General features: G+C 71.2%; 15 protein-coding genes. 10 read left to right on the top strand and 5 right to left on the bottom strand.

What is annotated here, in order from left to right:
* The 3 genes from GCU67_RS21320 to GCU67_RS09805 all read left to right on the top strand — a co-directional run.
* Positions 1 to 227: hypothetical protein (locus GCU67_RS21320; protein ID WP_211661098.1), on the top strand; the 227-nt coding region annotated here is incomplete at its 5' end.
* A gap of 156 nt (positions 228 to 383) precedes the next feature.
* Positions 384 to 4934 (top strand): CHAT domain-containing protein, encoded by a 4551-nt coding sequence (locus tag GCU67_RS09810; RefSeq protein WP_163611039.1) that lies wholly within the window; start codon positions 384 to 386, stop codon positions 4932 to 4934.
* Between the two features lie 75 nt (positions 4935 to 5009).
* A complete protein-coding gene (locus GCU67_RS09805) occupies positions 5010 to 5537 on the top strand; it encodes a hypothetical protein (protein WP_211661097.1) in 528 nt (175 codons plus the stop codon).
* A 188-nt stretch (positions 5538 to 5725) separates the two neighbouring features.
* Here the strand turns inward: GCU67_RS09805 and GCU67_RS09800 are convergent, their stop codons facing one another.
* Complete coding sequence (locus tag GCU67_RS09800; protein WP_163611037.1) at positions 5726 to 5887, bottom strand: hypothetical protein; 162 nt, start codon at positions 5885 to 5887, stop codon at positions 5726 to 5728.
* Positions 5888 to 6300: 413 nt separating this feature from the next.
* Between GCU67_RS09800 and GCU67_RS09795 the strand changes: the two genes are divergently transcribed.
* On the top strand, positions 6301 to 6639 hold the full coding sequence (locus GCU67_RS09795; RefSeq protein ID WP_163611036.1) for a hypothetical protein: 339 nt from the start codon (positions 6301 to 6303) through the stop codon (positions 6637 to 6639).
* A gap of 1445 nt (positions 6640 to 8084) precedes the next feature.
* Here GCU67_RS09795 and GCU67_RS09790 read toward each other — a convergent pair.
* The gene (locus tag GCU67_RS09790) at positions 8085 to 8456 is read right to left on the bottom strand and encodes a hypothetical protein (RefSeq protein ID WP_163611035.1); all 372 of its coding nucleotides are present in this window, start codon (positions 8454 to 8456) and stop codon (positions 8085 to 8087) included.
* 258 nt (positions 8457 to 8714) lie between these two features.
* Complete coding sequence (locus tag GCU67_RS09785) at positions 8715 to 9896, bottom strand: MFS transporter (protein WP_163611034.1); 1182 nt, start codon at positions 9894 to 9896, stop codon at positions 8715 to 8717.
* A gap of 45 nt (positions 9897 to 9941) precedes the next feature.
* Here GCU67_RS09785 and GCU67_RS09780 point away from each other — a divergent pair, with 45 nt between their 5' ends.
* Positions 9942 to 11066, top strand: a complete 1125-nt coding sequence (locus GCU67_RS09780) for an ROK family protein (protein ID WP_163611033.1) — start codon at positions 9942 to 9944, stop codon at positions 11064 to 11066.
* 1 nt (position 11067) lies between these two features.
* On the opposite strand, the gene GCU67_RS09775 is transcribed toward GCU67_RS09780, so the two are convergent.
* Positions 11068 to 12297: an ROK family protein gene (locus GCU67_RS09775; protein ID WP_163611032.1), complete on the bottom strand. Its 1230-nt coding sequence runs from the start codon at positions 12295 to 12297 to the stop codon at positions 11068 to 11070.
* A 202-nt stretch (positions 12298 to 12499) separates the two neighbouring features.
* Here GCU67_RS09775 and GCU67_RS09770 point away from each other — a divergent pair, with 202 nt between their 5' ends.
* Genes GCU67_RS09770 through GCU67_RS09755 form a run of 4 tightly spaced genes read left to right on the top strand, consistent with a single transcriptional unit; the run spans position 12500 to position 16956 of the window.
* Complete coding sequence (locus GCU67_RS09770) at positions 12500 to 13801, top strand: extracellular solute-binding protein (protein ID WP_163611031.1); 1302 nt, start codon at positions 12500 to 12502, stop codon at positions 13799 to 13801.
* Complete coding sequence (locus tag GCU67_RS09765; RefSeq protein WP_163611030.1) at positions 13798 to 14775, top strand: carbohydrate ABC transporter permease; 978 nt, start codon at positions 13798 to 13800, stop codon at positions 14773 to 14775. The genes GCU67_RS09770 and GCU67_RS09765 overlap by 4 nt, the downstream gene beginning before the upstream one ends.
* The gene (locus GCU67_RS09760; protein WP_163611029.1) at positions 14768 to 15607 is read left to right on the top strand and encodes a carbohydrate ABC transporter permease; all 840 of its coding nucleotides are present in this window, start codon (positions 14768 to 14770) and stop codon (positions 15605 to 15607) included. The genes GCU67_RS09765 and GCU67_RS09760 overlap by 8 nt, the downstream gene beginning before the upstream one ends.
* An 8-nt stretch (positions 15608 to 15615) precedes the next feature.
* Positions 15616 to 16956 (top strand): GH1 family beta-glucosidase, encoded by a 1341-nt coding sequence (locus GCU67_RS09755; RefSeq protein ID WP_163611028.1) that lies wholly within the window; start codon positions 15616 to 15618, stop codon positions 16954 to 16956.
* 51 nt (positions 16957 to 17007) lie between these two features.
* Here GCU67_RS09755 and GCU67_RS09750 read toward each other — a convergent pair whose 3' ends face one another.
* Positions 17008 to 17238, bottom strand: coding sequence for a hypothetical protein (locus GCU67_RS09750; RefSeq protein ID WP_163611027.1), 231 nt, complete (start codon positions 17236 to 17238; stop codon positions 17008 to 17010).
* Positions 17239 to 17639: 401 nt separating this feature from the next.
* Between GCU67_RS09750 and GCU67_RS09745 the strand changes: the two genes are divergently transcribed.
* Positions 17640 to 19418 (top strand): putative bifunctional diguanylate cyclase/phosphodiesterase, encoded by a 1779-nt coding sequence (locus tag GCU67_RS09745; protein WP_338104905.1) that lies wholly within the window; start codon positions 17640 to 17642, stop codon positions 19416 to 19418.
* Positions 19419 to 19443 lie beyond the last annotated feature (25 nt).

The following is a 19443-nucleotide window of genomic DNA, read 5'->3' as shown; positions in this document are numbered from 1 at the left end:
TCGACCCCGTTCGTCGACGCGATGTTGCCGGATGGTTCCCGCCTGCACGTCGTCATCCCGGACGTGACCGCGTAGCGGCGTATTCGGAGTCGAGCATCCGAGTCTTCAACTTGTTCACCATCTTCCCCGATGAGATGACCGCTGGGTTGAACGCCGGTGACCTGATCGGTATCGGTCGGCCGCGAAGCATCTCGATCGAAGTATGGGGTGGAGGGCGCCCGCATTGACCCACTGAGGGTCCTCCCTGGCGATAAGGCGCATGAGGTCCGGAGGTCCCCGGTCCCTGCCCGAGTCGGGGACGGGTTGATAGCGCAAGTGCTGTGCCCGGGCAGCGGGCATGGCAGGCTCAGGTCGCCAACGTCTTGGGCGGCAGGGGGAATCGCGTGGACGGCGAGGTCGCGGCTGGGCCGGCGCAGGGCGCGGGTGCGCCGGTGCGGGTGTTCATCTCCTACGCGCACGACTCCCCGGAGCACGAGGAACGAGTCCGGGACTTCTGGCTCTTTCTGCGCCGCAACGGACTCGACGCCAAAATCGATCTACCGGCGGCCGAGCAGCGGCAGGACTGGCCGGCCTGGATGAGCGCTCAGGTGCGGGAGGCCGAGCACGTGCTAGTGATCGCCTCGCCGGCCTATGCCGAGCGGGCCGAGGACCGAGCGCCGGACGGGGCCGGACTGGGCGTGCGGTGGGAGACCAAGTTCTTGCGCGAGATCCTCTATCGGGATGACCAGGAGGCGCTGCAGAAGGTGGTGCCGGTAGTGCTGCCTGGCGGCCGCCGGGAGGACCTGCCGGACTGGGTGCACCCCATGACGCACACGCTCTACCCGGTCACCGCTTACACCGTGGCGGGGGCCGAGCGGCTGCTGCGGCTGCTGACCCGGCAGCCAGGAGAGGTGGAACCGCCGGTAGGGACGGTGCCGGTGCTCGCACCGCGAGCAGGCTCAACCGTGTCATCCGACTTGTCATCGGCCGCGGGGAAGGCGCAGGCGGCCGCAGATGTCGGCGCTGCGACAAGGCACCCATCGCTGGGCACCCGCGTGGTGGTAGAGCTGACCGGCCGCCCTAACGGGCAGGTGCACAGCCGCGTCAGCGTGGCCGACGCCGAACTAAGCGAGCGGACCAGTCAGCTGCCGACGTCGGTGATCGGCGTTTGGCAAGCGCTGGAGGCAAGCCCGCTGGTTGCCCGCGCGCGGCTAGCGGCGGCGGGGAGGGACCTGGCACAGGCGCTATTCGACCCGGCCACGGCGAGGCAGATAGGGAAGTTGGTGGACCTGCTGCCGCCGAGGGACCGGGTCGAGGTAGACGTGATGGTCGACGAGGCGACGCTGGACGTGCCGGTGGAACTGCTGGTGTTGCCCGATGCGGCGGGTAACGACCTCGGCCCGCTCGTGCTGCGACCCGGGGTGAGCCTGCATCGACGGGTCCTGTTCGCCTCTGGCAGCCCTGTGGTGCCGTCGGCGGGGCCGGTGCGAGTGCTGGCGGCGGTGGCAGCTCCCGAGGAGACCCGCACCACGAATCCGCCGTTGGACGTGGAGGGGGAGATGCAGGCGCTGCTAGATGCGGTGGCGCCGGTCGCCGAGCAGCCGGGTGTGGGAGTGCGGGTACTTGAGGTCGCTGGCCTGCCGCAGATTACTGCGGCGCTGCGCGAAGCGGCCCAGCATGGAAGCCCGTTTCATGTGCTGCACCTATCCGCTCACGGCTCTTCGACCAGCCTGGAGCTGGAGGATGAGGACGGCAACCCGGTGCCCGTCACGGCCACTCAACTTGTGGATGCGCTCCGGCGCGCGGAGGTGGCGGTGCCAGTGGTGGTGCTTTCCAGCTGCCGCGGGGCGACCGAGCAGCTGGCTGGGGAGCTGCTGCGCCGGGGTGCGGACCGGGTTATCGCCATGCAGGCGGCAGTGAGCGATACCTACGCCACCGACCTGGCCCGGGCCCTTTACGCAGGCTTGGCCCGAAACCCCGGTAGGCCGGTAGGGCTTGCCCTGGCCGAGGCGCGGATCAACGTCGATGACGACCAGCAGGACCGGGCCCGCCGGGCACAGCAGCGCCCCGGGGCCTCGGCGCAGCGGGACACCGAAGCCGGTGCGGCGCAACTGCTAGTGCTGCCGGAGTTCGGGGTGCCGGTGCTGTTGGCCGCAGGTGAGGACCGGCCGCTGGTCGATCCGGACCTGCCGCCGGTATCGCTGCCCTCAGCCGAGCAGCCTGCCTCCGGGAAGGGGGCGCGGGAGCTGCCGGTCGGTCGGCTGATTGGCCGTCGACGGCAGCTGCGGACCGCGCTGGCGGTGCTGCGCCGCACCACCCACGCGCTGGAGACATACGGGGCCACTGCAGGGGTGGTTCTCACTGGTCCGGGAGGCATCGGCAAGACCGCGCTGGCCGGCCGAGTGATGGCAAGGATGCGAGCCGATGGCTGGGCGGTTGCGGTGCACGAGGGCGCGTGGAACCCCGACGCCTTGCTCGCCGCCGCCGCCGACGGGCTGGACGCCGCAGGGCTGCAGCCGGAGGCGGCTCGGCTGCGGGACAAGCGGGTCGACGCGGCTGACCGGCTGATTGAGGTGGCCGCGCGGCTGGGTGACGCGCGGCTGCTGCTGGTGTTCGACGATTTTGAGCAGAACCTCACCGATGGAGGCCAGGCTTTCCGCGACCCCTCCGTGGACGAGCTGTTCACCCAGCTCTGCAACGCCGCGCAGTCCGGGGCGGTGCTGGTGACCTGTCGATACCCGTTACCGGACGATGATCGCTGGCTGGCTCGGGTGGAGGTGCCGCCGCTGTCGACCGCAGAGCTGCGCCGGCTGCTGCTGCGAATGTCAGCGCTTCGCGATCTCACAGGTGAGGAATGGCAGGCGGTGGCGCGTACTATCGGAGGCCACGCGCGGCTGATCGAGTTCGTCGACGCGCTGCTCCGCGGCGGCTGGCCAGACCTCCGGGACACCGCGGTCAAGATGAAGCGGCTTGCCCGCCAGAACAACATCGACCTCCGGCAGCCGCGGGCGATCGAGCAAGCGCTGGATGAGGCGGTGTTGCTCGGTGCCGCTGACATTCTGCTCGAGCAGCTGCTGGCCCTGCTCACCCCGGCTCAGAGCGAGCTGCTGGCCCAGGCTGCCGTGTGTCGGGCGCCGCTGAGCGTCTCCGACCTGCTCGAGGTCACTGCAGTCGCTCCGGCCGATGACCTGACCGAAGCTCCGCCTGTGGTGGGCACGGACGTTGAGCGCCTGATCGATCTAACGCTGCTGACCCGGCTGCCCGCCGCCGGCGGTGGCAAGGAGGAGGTGGTGGTGCAGCCGTGGGCCGGCCAGGCCCTTACCCACTCCTTCGCGGATGATGCCGGACGGCAGGAGCGGGCAAGCGACCTGCATCTGCGCCGCTTCCATGAAGGCCGGGGCCGATATGAGGACCTGCTTGACATGCCCCGTCACCTGGCCGCACTCGGCGAGTACGACGCGGTGGCCACGCTCGCCGGAGAGGCCTTCCAGATGCTAGGAGGCAGTCTGCAGGCCGGGGCGTACCTGGCTGAGGTGCGGCCGCTGGTGCCCGCTGGTGAGCGCGCCGCGATGCTCCTGGCCGATCTAGAGATGCGAGCCCTGATTACTACCGGCAACGTGTCCGCCGCCCGACGTCTGGCTGAGGGAGTCCAACAGGAGGCGATGAAGCGTGCTGAGGCCGACCCGGCCAACATTGGGTGGCAGCGGGACCTAAGCATCAGTCATATCAAGCTGGGGGATCTGGCGCGGGCCGGAGACCTAACCGCAGCCGGTGAGCACTATCGGGCCGCGCTGGCCATCACCGAGCGGCTGGCGGAGGCCGATCCGGCCAACATCGGGTGGCAGCGGGACCTGGGCGTCAGCCGCACCAGCCTGGGGGACCTGGCGGAGGCGACTAGGGACCTGCCCGCCGCCGCTGAGCACTACCGGGCCGCCCTGGCCATCGACCAGCGGCTGGCGGAGGCCGATCCGGCCAACACCGAGTGGCAGCGGGACCTGAGCATCGACCGCAGCAAGCTAGGGCACCTGGCGCAGAAGACCGGGGACCTGCCCGCCGCCGGTGAGCATTACCGGGCCGCGCTGGCCATCCGTCAGCGGCTGGCGGATGCTGATCCGGCCAACACCGAGTGGCAGCGGGACCTGGGCATCAGCCACACCAGCCTGGGGAACTTGGCGCAGGCGACCGGGAACTTGCCCGCCGCCGGTGAGCACTATCGGGCCGCGCTGGCCATCGACCAGCGGCTGGCGGATGCTGATCCGGCCAACACCGAGTGGCAGCGGGACCTGGGCATTGACCGCAGTAAGCTAGGGAACTTGGCGCAGATGACCGGGGACCTGCCCGCCGCCGGTGAGTACTACCGGGCCGCGCTGGCTATCCGTCAGCGGCTGGCGGATGCTGATCCGGCTAACACCGAGTGGCAGCGGGACTTGGGCGTCAGCCACACCAGTTTGGGGCACCTAGCGCAGGCGACCGGGGACCTGCCCGCCGCCGGTGAGCACTATCGGGCCGCGCTGGCCATCACCGAGCGGTTGGTGGAGGCCGATCCGGCCAACCCCGACTGGCAGCAAGGTCTGGCGGTCAGCCAGGCCAGCCTGGGGGTGCTAGCGCAGGCCGTCGGCAATCTGGCTGAGGCCGAGGTTAAGTATCGGGCGGCGCTGACGGCGGCCGAACGAGCCCGGAATACTGAGGTGTCCGCGGCGATGTCCCGGGCGCTGGCCGACGCGCTCATCGCGGGTGGTCGGCTGGTCGAGGGGTTGCCGTACGCGGTGGCGGCGTGGCGGGTGCTGCGGGGGGCCGAGAAGGTCGTGGCGGTGCTGGCCGAGGCGCGGTGGCTGCTAGGGGAGAAGGAGTTCATCCGGCTGCTGAGTGAGCAGCTCGAGGCGGATGAGCTGACGGAAGTGCTGGCAGCGGCGGTGCCCTCCGTCGAGTCGGGGGAGGGTTCGCCGGCCGTCTAAGCCCGTGCCGAGTGGGTCGACGACGTTTGCGACGTGTGAAAAAGGGGGAACGGTGGCGTGTTAGCACCCAAGAGCGTGCAGGTCGAGCTGGACTTGAAGCTGGTGAAGATTGCCGGGACGTGGGAGCCCAATGAGGTAGAGCGCCGCGCAGCGTGGGAGCTGTACGTGGAGCTTCTGACCCGGGTGGCGGTGGTGCCGCTGTCCCGCGACGAGGGGCTGGTGCGAGAGGCGCTGAGCAGCCTGTACTCGCTTTTCGCGACCACCCGGGAGGTGCTGCGCAAGGCGGGGCCGCAGGTGGCCGAGCCTAAGCCGGCCGGGCAGTACAACCTGGCGTTTCTGGCAGTGGCCATGTTGAACTTCGCGCTGCGGCCGGTACTCGGCCGCTGGCATCCGGTGCTGAATGAGTGGGAGGCTGCCCGGCCGGCGAGCCGCTCTAGGCGAGAGCATGAGCACGCGTGGGCGCAGATTGGCGCGCTGCGAAGTGAGCTGGAGCTGACCCGGCAGCAGCTGACCTACTACGCCGCCCTGCTGGCCGCCGCCTGCGGCGTGCCGGACCTGACCGCCACCGTCACGCAGACGCCCGAACCCCCAGCGCAAGACTGACCTGGGTGGGGGGGGCCGACCGTTCTCACGACGAGGCGCACGAGTTCTCCCGCCTTGCGGCGGTTGCACTTGAGGGGCGCAACCCGTCCGGGCGTATTCGGTGAGGCCAAGCTGCGCGTGCCGCATGTCTGATGATGGGACGTCCCCGGCCGTGCTTACGCACGGCCGGGGACGCGGAACGGGCTAGCTCAGCGTTCGGCGACGGCCGCAGCGACGCCCCAGTCGCCTGCACACTTGCGGCAGGTGATGATCGGGCCACCGTGCTTGCTCGCGCTGTGGTCGTCGAGTAGAGCGCGGCGGACGATCGTCGCAAGGTGGCCCGCGCGCACGTCGGAGGCTTCGAGGTCCAAGACTGTCGACCCGTGAACCATGTCTAGCTCGTCGTAGGCCTCGCCGAGGCTATGAAGCTCGGGCGCCCGGCCGCCAGCTCCTCGGCCTCGCGCTCCCGGGCCGTCGCGAGCAGGCGCAGTACTGCGGAGGACGACCGATGTGGCCGGAGATGTCGAAAAGTTCACCGCAGGAGTTGCAAGTGACGAGCTTCGGGTGGGAGCGCATGTTCGAGTGCTTCCCCTCCTTCCTGCGTTCGGCGGAACGCTGTGACATGTATGTCTGTGGGGCCCGCGACTCATAGTCACAAGCCGGAGCGGAAGGATGTCTTCGCGCCAGAAGGGTGATGACTAGAAGTTCTGTGAGCGGGGAGCGCTTTACTCAGGGCGTTCGTGAGCATGCGTCCGGAGGCCGACGAAGTAAGTGAGGAGCAGTCATGAACATGGCAAACACAGGTGGCACGCAGGCGACGTTAGAGCGGTACGTGCCAGTGCCGCCGGCGGTCGTCTACCCGGCGCTCGTGGCGGCGGCGCGCGACAGATTCAAATTCAAGGGGGCGGACGGCTTCACGATGGTTGTCGACTTCGCCAGCAAGGCGAACTTGCTCACCTGGAGCGAGAACTACAACGCGCAAGTGCTTCCAGCTGAGGGTGGCTCACTGATCCGGGTGCAGGGCGCGAGCAAGTTCAACGGGCGCTTCGAGATGAACGCGCGGTTGCACAAGATGGTCAACGGTCTCTTCGATGACGTGATCGCCGCCGTTCGTCCGCGCTGACAGCAGCGGCGTAGCGGGCGCTTGAGGCGTCACTTTCATGGGGGGACAGGGGGACAGCTGTCCCCCCATCGGCCGGGGGCAGCGCCTCGGCTACGGCGTGAACATGCAGTTAGAGACAGAGTTTGTCTTCCCGCAGTACGGAGCTGCGGCGGGGACGGGGGGACAGTTGTCCCCCTGTCCCCCCTTTAGGCTGCACAGGTGTCGGGAGCGTCGGCCGGGCTTTAGCAGGACTTCGGGTGGGTCGTACGGAGCCTGGTGACTGTGAGTTGAACGGACCGTGCGACACCCCTTCGCGGCGGCACCGGATGGCCGGCACGCTCGACGACGTTCGTCCCCGCTGCCGACGCGGTGACTCTACCTAGGGTGCACTCGTGGCTGACGTCAACTATGCGATCCCGCTCATCACCGCGGGCGGCACTGTGGTCGCAGCAGTGGTCACTGGCTTCCTCGCCGCGAGGCTTAAGCACGAGTGAGACGTCACTGACTCCGAGACCACGTGGACTCGTGAGCGCAGTGAGCGGCGTCGGGACGAGGTTCGTGAGGCGCTCATCGACTACCTGGACCTGCGCGACGAGATGCAGCGGGAAGTAGCCGAAGCCTTCGGAAACGCAGCCGAAGCGTACGGAAACGGAGCTGAAGCGACAACCTTCAAACGCTCAGACACAAGCCCGTCGATCACGAAGCTAATCGGGCAAGCGCATCGGCTGCAACTTCTCATCAACCGAGCTACGTCGGTCAAGATTGGGGAGGACGTCACCGCGTTCATCGAGTGGTACAATGCGCCGCCAGTTTCCCTTGATGGGCAGGCGAGGCTCTCGATCACGACCCCGGGGGCGATGCGTGACTTCGCGCGGAAAATCGTGAAGGATCTACCGCTCGCCTGATCGGCGACAACACTAACGTGAGGAGTTGTCTCAGTATGTAGCTGTCGCTGCCCGCATCACGCAGCGAAGGATGGTCGTGACTCTAGTCAAAGTTAGCTGCCAAGCGGGCGGCGGCCGAGAACTCCAGCACGCGGGATGCGATCTCATCCGCGACGCTGATGTAGTGGTGCGCTTCTTCGGTAGACGGCTTGTGATCGAAGAGAGCGGCAACTTCAAGTGCTGTTAGCTGGTGTGCACCTTCAAGAAGTCGGCGATCGAGGCCATGTCCCACTAGGCTAACGAGACGACTACTGCTCAAGCCTAAGTCAAGGTTGGCATACCTGGCGGCGCCTTCGATGAGGTGTCGAAGCGTCCCGCCAGCTAGCGCAATTGCCTTAGATGGCGAGTAAGACCGTTCGGTTCGCATCCGCTATACCTTTGTGCAGCGCTCGCTGCAAGGCTGCGAAGTCCGCATCCCCTGTAGCAGGTGACAGCTCTTTAACCTTTACCGCGTCAGTCACCTCCTGATCAATCTGTTGCAGCTTCTCGCCAAAGCCGATGTCAACGCCAAAGGCATTGACCTTAGTGAGTCGGCCAATCAACCCACGAATCTCTTTGCGGCAGGGCCTTGAGGCCGTACTCGTCGAGCAGGTCGGCGTACTGCTGCGCGGTCCAGCCGCTGAGCGTGTACGGCTCGACGTTGCGGTAGCCCATCTCGGCCAGCCGGCGCAGCACCTCCTCGTGGCGCGCCTGCTCCCCGGCGCCGCCGCCGATGACGCCGGCGAACGTGTAGAGCTGGATCGAGGTCTTGCTGAGCGGCACACCGTGGCCGGCGCACTCGGCGGCCGCCGAGTCCTTCGTGGGTGGCGCGGCGCTGGCCGGGCCGGTCAGTCCGACGAACACCAAGGCGGACAGGACGGCGATGAGCACCGCCCGCAGGCTGGTCGACTTCATGGATCCCCCTTCGGTCATCACATGGCGCGCAGCATCGCCGCAGGTCGGACGCCCGTCGTCTCGGCGGGTGACCTCGTGCGGTCGGCACTGTGCTGTGAGTCACACCGTAATGGGACTTCGGCTCAGCGCAAAGCAAAAGGTCGACGGGACCTGAGCGGAAGCGGCGCATCGTTCGAGTCGACGCCGTCCGTCATGCAGGACCAAGCCGGCCGTCCTCATTCGGCCGGGCGCCGTCCCCGGGACGACGGCCGGCCCGGCTCAGCGGGTGCCGGGGTCCTTCCCGGGCGTGAGCAGGACGACGACCAGGGCGACGGCAGCCAGTGCGCCGCCGGTGAGCGCCAGCGCGGACGGTTCGGCGGCGATCAGCAGCCGGGCGCCGAGGAGGCCCCCACCGGCGATGCCCACGTTGAACATCGCGTTGGTGAGCCCGGGCGCGGCGTCCCCGGCGTCGGGGGCTGCACGACGGGCGGCGGCCTGCAGCAGGGTGGGCAGCGACCCGAACGCCACACCCCACAGCACCACGGCCACCACCAAGACGGCGGTCGACCCAGGCGCACTGACCACGGCCAGCGTGGCGGCGGTCAGCGTCACCGCGACGAGCAGCGTCGGGCGGGGGAGCCGGTCGACCAGGGCCCCGGCCAGCGTCAGCCCGACGACGCCCGCCGTGCCGTAACCGAGCAGCACGAGGCTGACGTGCGCCGGGTCGATGCCGGCAGCGGTGACGATCGGCGTGACGTAGGTGAACGCGGTGTAGTGCCCGAGCATGAGCAGCGCGATGGTGGCCGCGACGACCTGTACCGGCCGGCGGCGCAGCACTTGCCGGAGCGGGGCCGGTGCGGCGGCGGCCGGGGGCGGGGAGGCCGGCAGCAGGGCCGCCGCCAGCACTCCGAGCAGCAGCAGCACACCGGCGAGGCCGGCGAACGCCCACCGCCAGCCCACCGCCGTCCCCAGCGCGGTGCCGGCGGGCACGCCGGCGGCGAAGGCCAGCGTCGTCCCGCCGAAGACCCAGGCGGTCGCCCGGCCGGCGCGGTCAGCCGGGACGAGGCTGACCGCGGCGCCCACGGCCACGGAGAAGAAGCCGGCGTGCGCGAACCCGGCCACCAGGCGAGCCAGCACGGCGACCGTGTAGTCGCTGGTGGCGGCGAAGACGGCGTTGCCGACCGCGTACGTGACCAGCAGCCCGGTCAGCGCCCACCGCCGCGACCACCGGGCCAGCAGCGCCGTGAGCGGCAGGGACGCCACCGCGACCACCACCGCGTACGCCGAGACCAGCAGCCCGACCCGGGACTCACTGGTCGACAGGTCCGCCGCGATCATGGGCAGCAGCCCGACCGGCAGCGTCTCGGCCGTGACGGCGGCGAAGGTGGCCAGGGTGAGCACGGCCAGGGCCGCACCGACCCGGAGTCCTCCCTGTGGGGGAGCGAGGGTCGGAGTCGTCACCCGGGCCATTAAACTCGGGGTTCGAGCATTTGGGGAGGTGCAGGCGTGGGCGCGTTGCCCGACCGCGCGGTGGCGATGCTGGCCGCCGTCCACGACCACCCCGGGCTGACCCGCGCCGAGGCCAGCCGGTTGCTCGGCATGGGCACCGGGGGAGCGGCCGAGGTGGTCGGCGTCCTGGTGGCCGAGCAGCTGCTGGCCGAGGGGTCGCCGCTGCCCGCGACCACGCGCGGCCGGCCCACCCGCCCGCTCACCGCCCACCCCGACGGCCCGGTCGTGCTCGCCGCCGCCTTCAGCCACGCGACCTGGCGGGTCGACGCCGTCGAGCTGGGCGGGACCTCGATCGCCACCCTCGACGGCGAGCACGCCGGGGAGTCCGCCGGCACCGTGCTCGGGGTGCTCGGCGACGCGGTGGGCCGCCTCCGCGACCGGCTGGGCGACCGGGTGCGCGGGCTGGGCGTCTCGGCGCCGGGCATCGTCACCGACGAGCGGTACCTCGACGCGACCATCCTCGGGTGGCGTTCCGTCGACCTCGCCGCGGTCTGGCCCGGCGCCGGGCTCTTCGTGGCCGACAACGACGCGACCCTGGCCGCGGTCGCGGAGGTGCGCCGGGGTGCGGCGGCCGGCGCCCGCTCGGCGCTGCACCTGATGGTCGACGCCGGTCTGGGGGGCGCGCAGGTCGACGCCGGCCGCCTGGTCGGCGGCGCCCACGGGACGGCCGGGGAGTTCGGGCACCTGCCGCTGGGCGACCCCGCGGTGGTCTGCGCCTGCGGCGCCCGGGGGTGCTGGGGCACGGCCGTCGACGGCGGCGCCCTGGCCCGGTTGCTCGGCGACCCGGTGCCGGCCGACCCCGGCGGCTACGCGCGGTCGGTCATCGCCCGGGACGACGCCGCCGCCCGGGCCGCCGTCGCGACCGTCGCCACCTCGCTGGGCCGGGGGATCGCCGGGCTGGTCAACGCCCTGGACCCCGACGTCGTCACCCTCGGCGACCTGGCCGCCGACCTGCTCGCCGCCGCCCCCGACGAGCTGCACGCTGCGGTCGCCGCCGGGCTGATGCGCTCCCGGCGGGAGGCCCCGCCGACGGTGGTGGCGGCGGCGCTGGGCGCAGCCGGCCCGATCACCGGTGCGGCCGAGCGGGTGTGGGACCGCTGGTGGGCCCAACTGCGCCGCTGAGTCACACCGGGCGGGAACCCAGGACGGCGTCGCGCTGCCCGCCCGAGGACAGGAACCGGCCCACCGGCAGCGTGGCCGCACCCAGCGCCACGGCGTCCGCGCCCAGGTCGGCGCGCAGCAGCTCGACGTCCGCGAACGGCGTCCGCAGGGCGTTCCGCGCCGCCGCCCCGGCGAGCTCGGTCATCCGCAGCGCGGCCACCTGCCGGCCCAGCCACCCGCCCAGCACCACCCGGCTGGGGCTGTAGACGTTGACCAGGTTGCCGATCCCGGCGCCCAGGTAGCGCACCACCTCGGCCAGCACGGTCGCCGACGCCGGGTCGGAGTCGGTGCGGGCCAGCAGCTCGGTCACCCGGGTCTCCAGGTCCTCCGACCCCTCGGCCGGCCCGCCGCGCAGCACGTCGTACCGGGCCGCCACCGCGCCGGCGCCGACGTAGGCCTCCAGGCAACCGCGGGCTCCGCACCGGCAGGGCTGGCCGTCGACCACGACCGCGGTGTGGCCCCACTCGCCGGGGCTGCTCATCGGCGCCCGGGCACCCGAGCCGCGGGTGAAGATGCTCGTGCCCAGCCCGTGCCCGAGCAGCACCACCACGACGTCGGCCGCCCCCCGGGCCGCGCCGAACCAGTGCTCGGCCTGGCCCAGCAGCTTCGCGCCGTTGTCGACCGCCAGCGGGAGTGCGGTGCGCTCGTGCAGCAGCGCCTCCAGCGGGACGGCGTCCCAGCCGACGGTCTGCGCGTGCACCACCGCCAGTGGCGAGTGCTCGACGAGCCCGGGCACCCCGACCCCCACGCCGAGGACGTCGTCGGTGGCCACCCCCGACTGGGCGAGCACCGCCGCGACCCCGGCCACGATCTGCTCGACCACCTCGGCCGGGGCCAGCCGGGCCAGCTCGGTCGGGATCCGGTGCCGGCCACGCACCTGCATGGCCAGGTCGAACAGCTCGACGAGCACCGAGGACTCGCCTACGTCCACGCCGAGGACGAACGCGTAGCCGGGGTCGATCTGCACGATCGAGGACGGCCGCCCACCGCCCGAGGGCACCGACCCGGACTCCTGGACCAGCCCCTGTTCCATCAGGTCGCCCACGACGTTGCTGACCGTGCCCGGGCTGACGCCGGCGCCCGCGCCGATCCGCTGCCGGCTGCCGGGGCCGTGGAGGTAGAGGTCCCACAGCGCGCGGGCGCGGTTCTCCCGGCGCAGCCCGTGCACCGTCGACGTCTGCCTGCTGCCCACCCGTGCACCTCCGCGCTGAGAACGGCGAGCGTACCGGCGGGGCGCGCCGCCGCGACGGTTCGCGGAGAAGGTCACGAATCGGTGACGGACACGCCCGCGGTGATTGACGCCACACGGCGGATGTACTTAGTTCACGCCTTGAAAGAAGTGGTCGAGCGGCGTTCAGCGGAGAACGGCGCGCCCCTTCACCAGGAGGACCGTTGTGAGACTGAAGCGCATCACCAGCGCCGTCGCGGTGTCCCTCGTGGCCGCCTCCCTGGCCGGCTGTGGCGGCAACGAGGAGACCTCGGGCGGCGCGGCCGAGGACGTCACGCTCACCTACTGGGCCAGCAACCAGGGCACCAGCCTGGAGAACGACCAGGAGGTGCTCCAGCCCCAGCTCGACGCGTTCACGGCGAAGACCGGGATCAAGGTCGACGTCGAGGTCGTGCCGTGGTCGGACCTGCTGAACCGGATCCTGGCCGCCACCGCCTCCGGCGAGGGCCCCGACGTGCTGAACATCGGCAACACCTGGTCGGCCTCGCTGCAGGCCACCGGCGCGCTCACCCCGTTCGACGACGCCACGATGGCCGAGATCGGCGGCGCGGACCGGTTCCTCGCCGGCAGCCTCGCCGCCACCGGCGCCCCGGGCCAGCCGCCCACCGCCGTCCCGGTCTACTCGCTGGCCTACGGGCTCTACTACAACAAGTCGATGTTCGCGGAGGCCGGGATCACCGAGCCGCCGGCCACCTGGGAAGAGCTCGTCGAGGCCGGCAAGAAGCTGACCACCCCGGAGCACTGGGGCATGTCCATCGAGGGCGGCAGCGTCTCGGAGAACATCCACAACGTCTTCGTCTTCTCCGAGCAGCAGGGCGGGTCGTTCTTCGACGACGCCGGGAAGCCGACCTTCGACACCCCGGAGAACGTCGCCGGGATCAAGCAGTACCTGGACCTCATCCAGACCGACAAGATCACCAACCCGAGCAACGCCGAGTACTCCAACGGCACCGAGGCGCTGGCCGACTTCGCCTCCGGCAAGAGCGCGATGGTCATGTGGCAGGCCGCGGCCGGGTCGCTGGAGGAGCTGGGCATGGACCCCGCCGACATCGGCGTCGCCCCGATCCCGGCACCCAGCGGTGCCGCCGAGGACGTCGCCAGCATCGTCGCCGGGATCAACCTGGCCGTGTTCGACAACTCCGAGCACAAGCCGCAGGCGTTGGACTTCGTCGAGTTCATGACCAGCACGCCGACCCAGATCCAGCTGAACAAGACCTACGGCTCGCTCCCCGCGGTGACCGAGGCCTACAGCGACCCGGCCTTCCAGACCGAGGCGGTCGAGACCTTCAAGTCCATCCTCGACGACAAGGCCGTGCCGATGCCCGCCGTCCCCGAGGAGAGCCAGTTCGAGACCCTGGTCGGCACCGCGGTCAAGAACATGCTGGCCCAGGCCGCCAGCGGCACCGTCGTCACCGAGCAGGCGATCAGCGAGCAGCTGGCCGCCGCACAGCAGCAGCTCGCCGGATGATCACGGTCGACCCGGCGCCCGAGGCCGGGACGGAGGCCCGCACCGGCAGCACGCCGGTGCGGGCCCCCCGCAAGAGGAAGCGGCAGTGGCTGCCCTACCTGCTGCTGCTGCCGGTCGTCGTCGCCGAGCTGCTGATCCACATCATCCCGATGGTCATCGGGGTCGGGATGAGCTTCCTGGAGCTGACCCAGTTCTACGTCCGCAACTGGACCGCGGCCCCGGCCGCGGGGGTGGGCAACTACCGGTTCGTCCTCCAGTTCGACGAGGCCTCGGGCAAGGCCCTGCTGCACTCGTTCTGGACGACGGTGCAGTTCACCGTGATCGTGCTGGCGCTGTCCTGGGCGCTGGCGATGGCCGCGGCGATCTGGACCCAGCACGCCTTCCGCGGGCGCGGGCTGGTGCGCACGATCTTCCTGGTGCCCTACGCCCTGCCGGTGTTCGCCTCGGTGATCACCTGGTCGTTCATGCTCCAGCGCGACAACGGGATGGTGAACCACGTCCTGGTCGACCAGCTGCACCTCACCGACGAGCGGCCGTTCTGGCTGATCGGTGACAACAGCTTCTGGGCGCTGATCGTCGTCGAGGTCTGGCGGCTGTGGCCCTTCGCCTTCCTGGCGCTGACCGCGGGGATGTCCAGCATCCCGGCCGAGCAGTACGAGGCCGCGGCGATCGACGGCGCCGGGGTGCTGCGCTCGGTGCGCTGGGTGACCCTGCCGAACCTGCGCAGCGTCAACCAGGTGCTGCTGCTGGTGCTGTTCCTGTGGACGTTCAACGAGTTCACGGTGCCGTACACGTTCTTCGGGAAGTCGGCGCCGGAGCAGGCGGACCTGATCTCCATGCACATCTACCAGAACTCGTTCGTGACCTGGAACTTCGGCACCGGCTCGGCGATGAGCGTGCTGCTGCTGCTCTTCCTGCTCGCCGTCACCGCGGTGTACCTGCTGCTGACGCGGAAGAAGGACGTCGATGCGTGAGCCGCAGTGGTTCGTGTGGTCGCGGCGGATCGGGCTGACGCTGCTGTGCGCGTTCGCGCTGCTGCCGGTGTGGGTCATGGTCACCACGTCGCTCAAGCCGCTGGGCGACGTCCAGGGGGAGTTCCGCTGGTTCCCCTCCACGGTCACCCTCGACGCCTTCGTCGAGATGTGGCGCACCATCCCGCTGGGCCGCTACTTCGTCAACAGCCTGGTCGTGTCGGTGACCGCCGCGGTGGCCTCGGTCGCGCTGGCGCTGCTGGCCGCCTACGCGGTGAGCCGGTACCGCTTCACCGGCCGCCAGCTCTTCTCGGTGACGGTGCTCTCGACCCAGATGTTCCCCGGGATCCTGTTCCTGCTGCCGCTGTTCGTGATCTTCGTGAACCTCGGCCGGACCCTGGGCATCGACCTCTACGGCAGCCGGCCCGGGCTGATCATCACCTACCTGACCTTCACGCTGCCGTTCGCGGTCTGGATGCTCGTGGGCTACCTGGACTCGGTGCCCCGCGAGCTGGACGAGGCGGCCGCCGTCGACGGCAACGGGCCGATGGGGGCCTTCTTCCGGGTGGTCGTCCCGGCCGCGATGCCCGGCATCATCGCCGTCCTGATCTACGCCTTCATGACCGCCTGGGGCGAGGTGCTGTTCGCCTCGGTGCTGACCGACGAGTCGACCCGCACCCTCGCCGTCGGGCTGCAGGGCTACGCGACCCAGAACAACGTCTACTGGAACCAGATCATGGCCGCCTCGCTCACCGTGAGCGTGCCGGTCGTCGTCGGGTTCCTCCTGCTGCAGCGCTACCTCGTCGCCGGTCTCACGGCCGGCTCGGTGAAGTGAGGAACCCCGTGAGCACTCCCGCCCTGCCCGCCGACTTCCGGTGGGGGGTGGCGACCTCGGCGTTCCAGATCGAGGGCGCCACCACCGCCGACGGCCGCGGGCCCTCCATCTGGGACGACTTCGGCCGGGTGCCCGAGGCGATCGAGCACGGCGACACCGGGGACGTCGCCTGCGACTCCTACCGGCGCTGGGACGACGACCTGGCGCTCATGCGCGAGCTCGGCGTGAACAGCTACCGGTTCTCCACCGCCTGGCCGCGCATCCAGCCCACCGGCGCCGGCCCGGTCAACGCCGCCGGGCTGGACCACTACGACCGGATGGTCGACGACCTGCTCGCCGCCGGCATCGAGCCGTTCCCGACGCTGTACCACTGGGACCTGCCCTCGGCGCTGCAGCACCGTGGCGGCTGGGTCGCCCGGGAGACCGCCGAGCGGTTCGCCGAGTACGCCGGCCTCGTCGCCGGCCGGCTGGGCGACCGGGTCACCCGGTGGACGACGCTGAACGAGCCGCTGTGCACCGCCTGGATCGGCCACCTCGAGGGCCGGATGGCACCCGGGGTGCGCGACCTGCGCAGCGCGGTGCACGCCGGCTACCACCAGGTGCTGGCGCACGCGCTGGGCAGCGCGGCGATCCGGGCGGCCGCGCCGGCGGCCGAGGTGGGCATCGTGCTCAACCTCAGCCCGATCGAGCCGGCCACCGACAGCGCGGCCGACCGGCAGGCGGCGCTGCGGGCCGACGGGCACGTCAACCGCTGGTGGCTGGACCCGGTGCACGGCCGCGGCTTCCCCGCCGACATGGTCGCCCTCTACGGCGTCGACCTGCCCGAGCTCCCCGGGGACGCGGCCCTGCTGGCGCAGCCGCTGGACTTCCTCGGCGTCAACTACTACTTCCGGCAGCGCATCGCCGCCGACCCCGAGGTCGCCACGCTGGGCTTCCGGCAGGTGCCGGTGCCGGGGGCGGTGACCACCGCGCTGGACTGGGAGGTGCACCCACAGGGCCTGGCCGACCTGCTGCTGCGGGTCGCCAAGGAGTACGAGACCCCCGCCCTGCTGGTCACCGAGAACGGCTCGGCCTGGCACGACACCCCCGGCCCGGACGGCGTCGTCGACGACCCCGAGCGCACCGCGTTCCTGGTCGACCACGTCGCCGCGGTGCAGTCTGCGGCCGCGCAGGGCGCCCCGGTGCAGGGCTACTACGCCTGGTCGCTGATGGACAACTTCGAGTGGGCCTACGGCTACTGGCCGCGCTTCGGGCTGGCCCGGGTCGACTACGAGACGCAGCAGCGGACGCTCAAGCGCAGCGGTCGCACTTACGCCGGGCTCATCGCCGAGCACACCGGGAGGGCCTGACCCCGGCACCCGTCCGCCCGTCGTCCCTCGCGGGGACGGCGGGCGGACGGGTCACTGCACGGTGTCGCGGTTCTGCACGTGCTCGCTGAGCTGGGGCGCCGTGCCGGCCGGGCACGGGTCGGTCGCGGCGGTGCCGGTGCGGGCCCAGCAGAGCCGGCACAGGTGGACGGGGTCCGGGGGGAGCAGCGCATGCCCGCCCAGCTGACGGACCTCCACCCAGCCCACGGCGGCCGGGGCGTCGGCCACCTCCGCGCACTGGTCGCAGCGGTACTGCACGCTCATGGTCACGGCCTCCCGGACGAGGAACGTCGTCGGTCCCCGACCTCCAGCGTCCCCCGGTCCCGCCGCCGGCGCAGCGTCAGGCCAGCGGCAGCAGCTCGGCCAGCTCCGCCTCGAACCAGTCGGCGCCGAGGTCCTCGACCTCGTGCAGCTCCAGCTCGGCCAGCAGGTCGTAGGCGCTCTCGATGTCCATGCCCCGACCCTGCGGGCCGGACCTGCAGACCGGCGCCAGCGATCCGCAAGAAGTCCGCAAGACCCGGCGGTCACCCGCTCGGTCGGCGCCGCGTCACCCTTTACGGTTCCATCCAGCACGCAGGGGTGCAGCAGTGGTGGGCGATGCCGATGAGTCCTGGACGCGGGACGTGCCAGACCGGCAGCCCGGACGACCAGCACAGGGGGTGCACGTGCCGCGAGGGACCGATCGGCGACAGCTGCCCCGCGACATCGGGCACGGCGAGGTCACCGGCCGCGCGCACGCCGACCTGGTGGCCGGCGTCCTGGACGCGCTGCCCTCACCCACCGTGCTCATCGACGCCGACGGCACGATGCTGCTGGCCAACTCCGCCTGGCGGGACGCCGGTGACCTGCTGGCCGACGACCGGCTGCGGGTCGGCGTGGGCGCCAACTACTTCGACGTCATCCGCAGCCTGGCCGACGACGACGCCGACCGGGCCCCCGTCGACGAGCTGCGCGAGCTGGCCGCCGGCACCCGCTCGCTGGTCAGCCTCGACCACGGCCTGCGCACCCTCGCCGGGCTGCGCTGGTTCCACCTGCAGGCCTCCCGGGCCGACCAGTCCGGCCGGCTCGTGGTCACCCACACCGACATCACCTCCCGGGTCGAGGCCGAGCAGGCCTCGGACTGGCGGGCCCGGCACGACCACCTCACCGACCTGCCCAACCGCGCCCACCTGCACGAGCTGATCGACAGCGAGCTGCGCCGCCCCGGCCGCGGCCCGGTGAGCGTGCTGTTCCTGGACGCCGACGGCTTCAAGGACGTCAACGACACCCTCGGCCACGAGGTGGGCGACCACCTGCTGCGCGAGCTGGCCTCCCGGCTCAGCGGCAGCACCCGCACCCTGGACACCGTCGGGCGCCTGGGGGGCGACGAGTTCGTCGTGCTGTGCCGCGACTGCGACGTCGAGGGTGCGCTCGCCCTCGCCGAGCGGTTCCAGCGGACCTTCGACGCGCCCTTCGACCTCGGCGAGCGCTCCACCCGGCTGACCGTCAGCATCGGCGTGGCCAGCGCCCCCGACGTCGCCCCCGGTCTGCGCTCCACCGACCTCGTCCGGGACGCCGACCTGGCGATGTACGCGGCCAAGTCCGCCGGCCGCAACCGGGTGCGGGTGTTCAGCCCGGACCTGCGCTCGGCGGTCGAGCAGCGCGTGCTGGTCGCCGCCGAACTGCGCGAGGCCATCGACACCGGCCAGCTGGTGCTGCACTACCAGCCTGTCCTGCACCTGCCCACCGGTGAGGTGAGCGGCGTCGAGGCGCTGGTCCGCTGGCAGCACCCCACCCGCGGGCTCCTGGCGCCGTGTGACTTCATCCCGCTGGCCGAGCAGTACGGCATCGTCGTCCCGCTGACCCGGTGGGTGCTCGGCGAGGCCGCCCGGCAGTGCGTCGAGTGGGAGCGCGCCGGCCTGTCGCTGATCACCGGCGTCAACATCAGCGCCGCCCACTTCGGCACCGGCACCCTGGTCGCCGACGTCCTCGACGCCCTGGACGAGGCCGGCCTCGCCCCGGAGCGGCTGCTGCTGGAGCTGACCGAGACCAGCGTCGCGGAGGACCCGCTGCGGGCCGCCGCCCAGTTCGCCCAGCTGCGCATCGCCGGCGTCGAGGTCTCCATCGACGACTTCGGCAGCGGCTTCTCCTCGCTCAGCCAGCTGGTCTCCATCCCGGCCGGCGTGCTGAAGATGGACCGCAGCCTCCTCGCCGGCACCGCCACCCGGCGCAGCGAGTCCGCCGCGGCGATCTCCGCCGTGGTCGGCCTGGCCGCCGCCTGCGGCATGCGCAGCCTCGCCGAGGGCGTCGAGACCGCCGACCAGCTGGCCCTGGTCACCGAGCTGGGCTGCGCCTACGCGCAGGGCTACTTCATCGCCCGGCCGATGACGGCCGAGGACGTCCCCGGCTGGCTCGCCGCCCACCGCGCGGCCCGGTCCGGCGGGCGGCTCCGCCAGCTCGCCTGACCGGCCCGCGGACGGCGCGCCCCGG

Origin of the sequence: Modestobacter muralis (assembly GCF_010682105.1) — a bacterium.
In the GTDB taxonomy this organism is placed as follows: Bacteria; Actinomycetota; Actinomycetes; order Mycobacteriales; family Geodermatophilaceae; genus Modestobacter; species Modestobacter muralis.
This window is presented reverse-complemented; position numbering and strand designations above follow the sequence as displayed.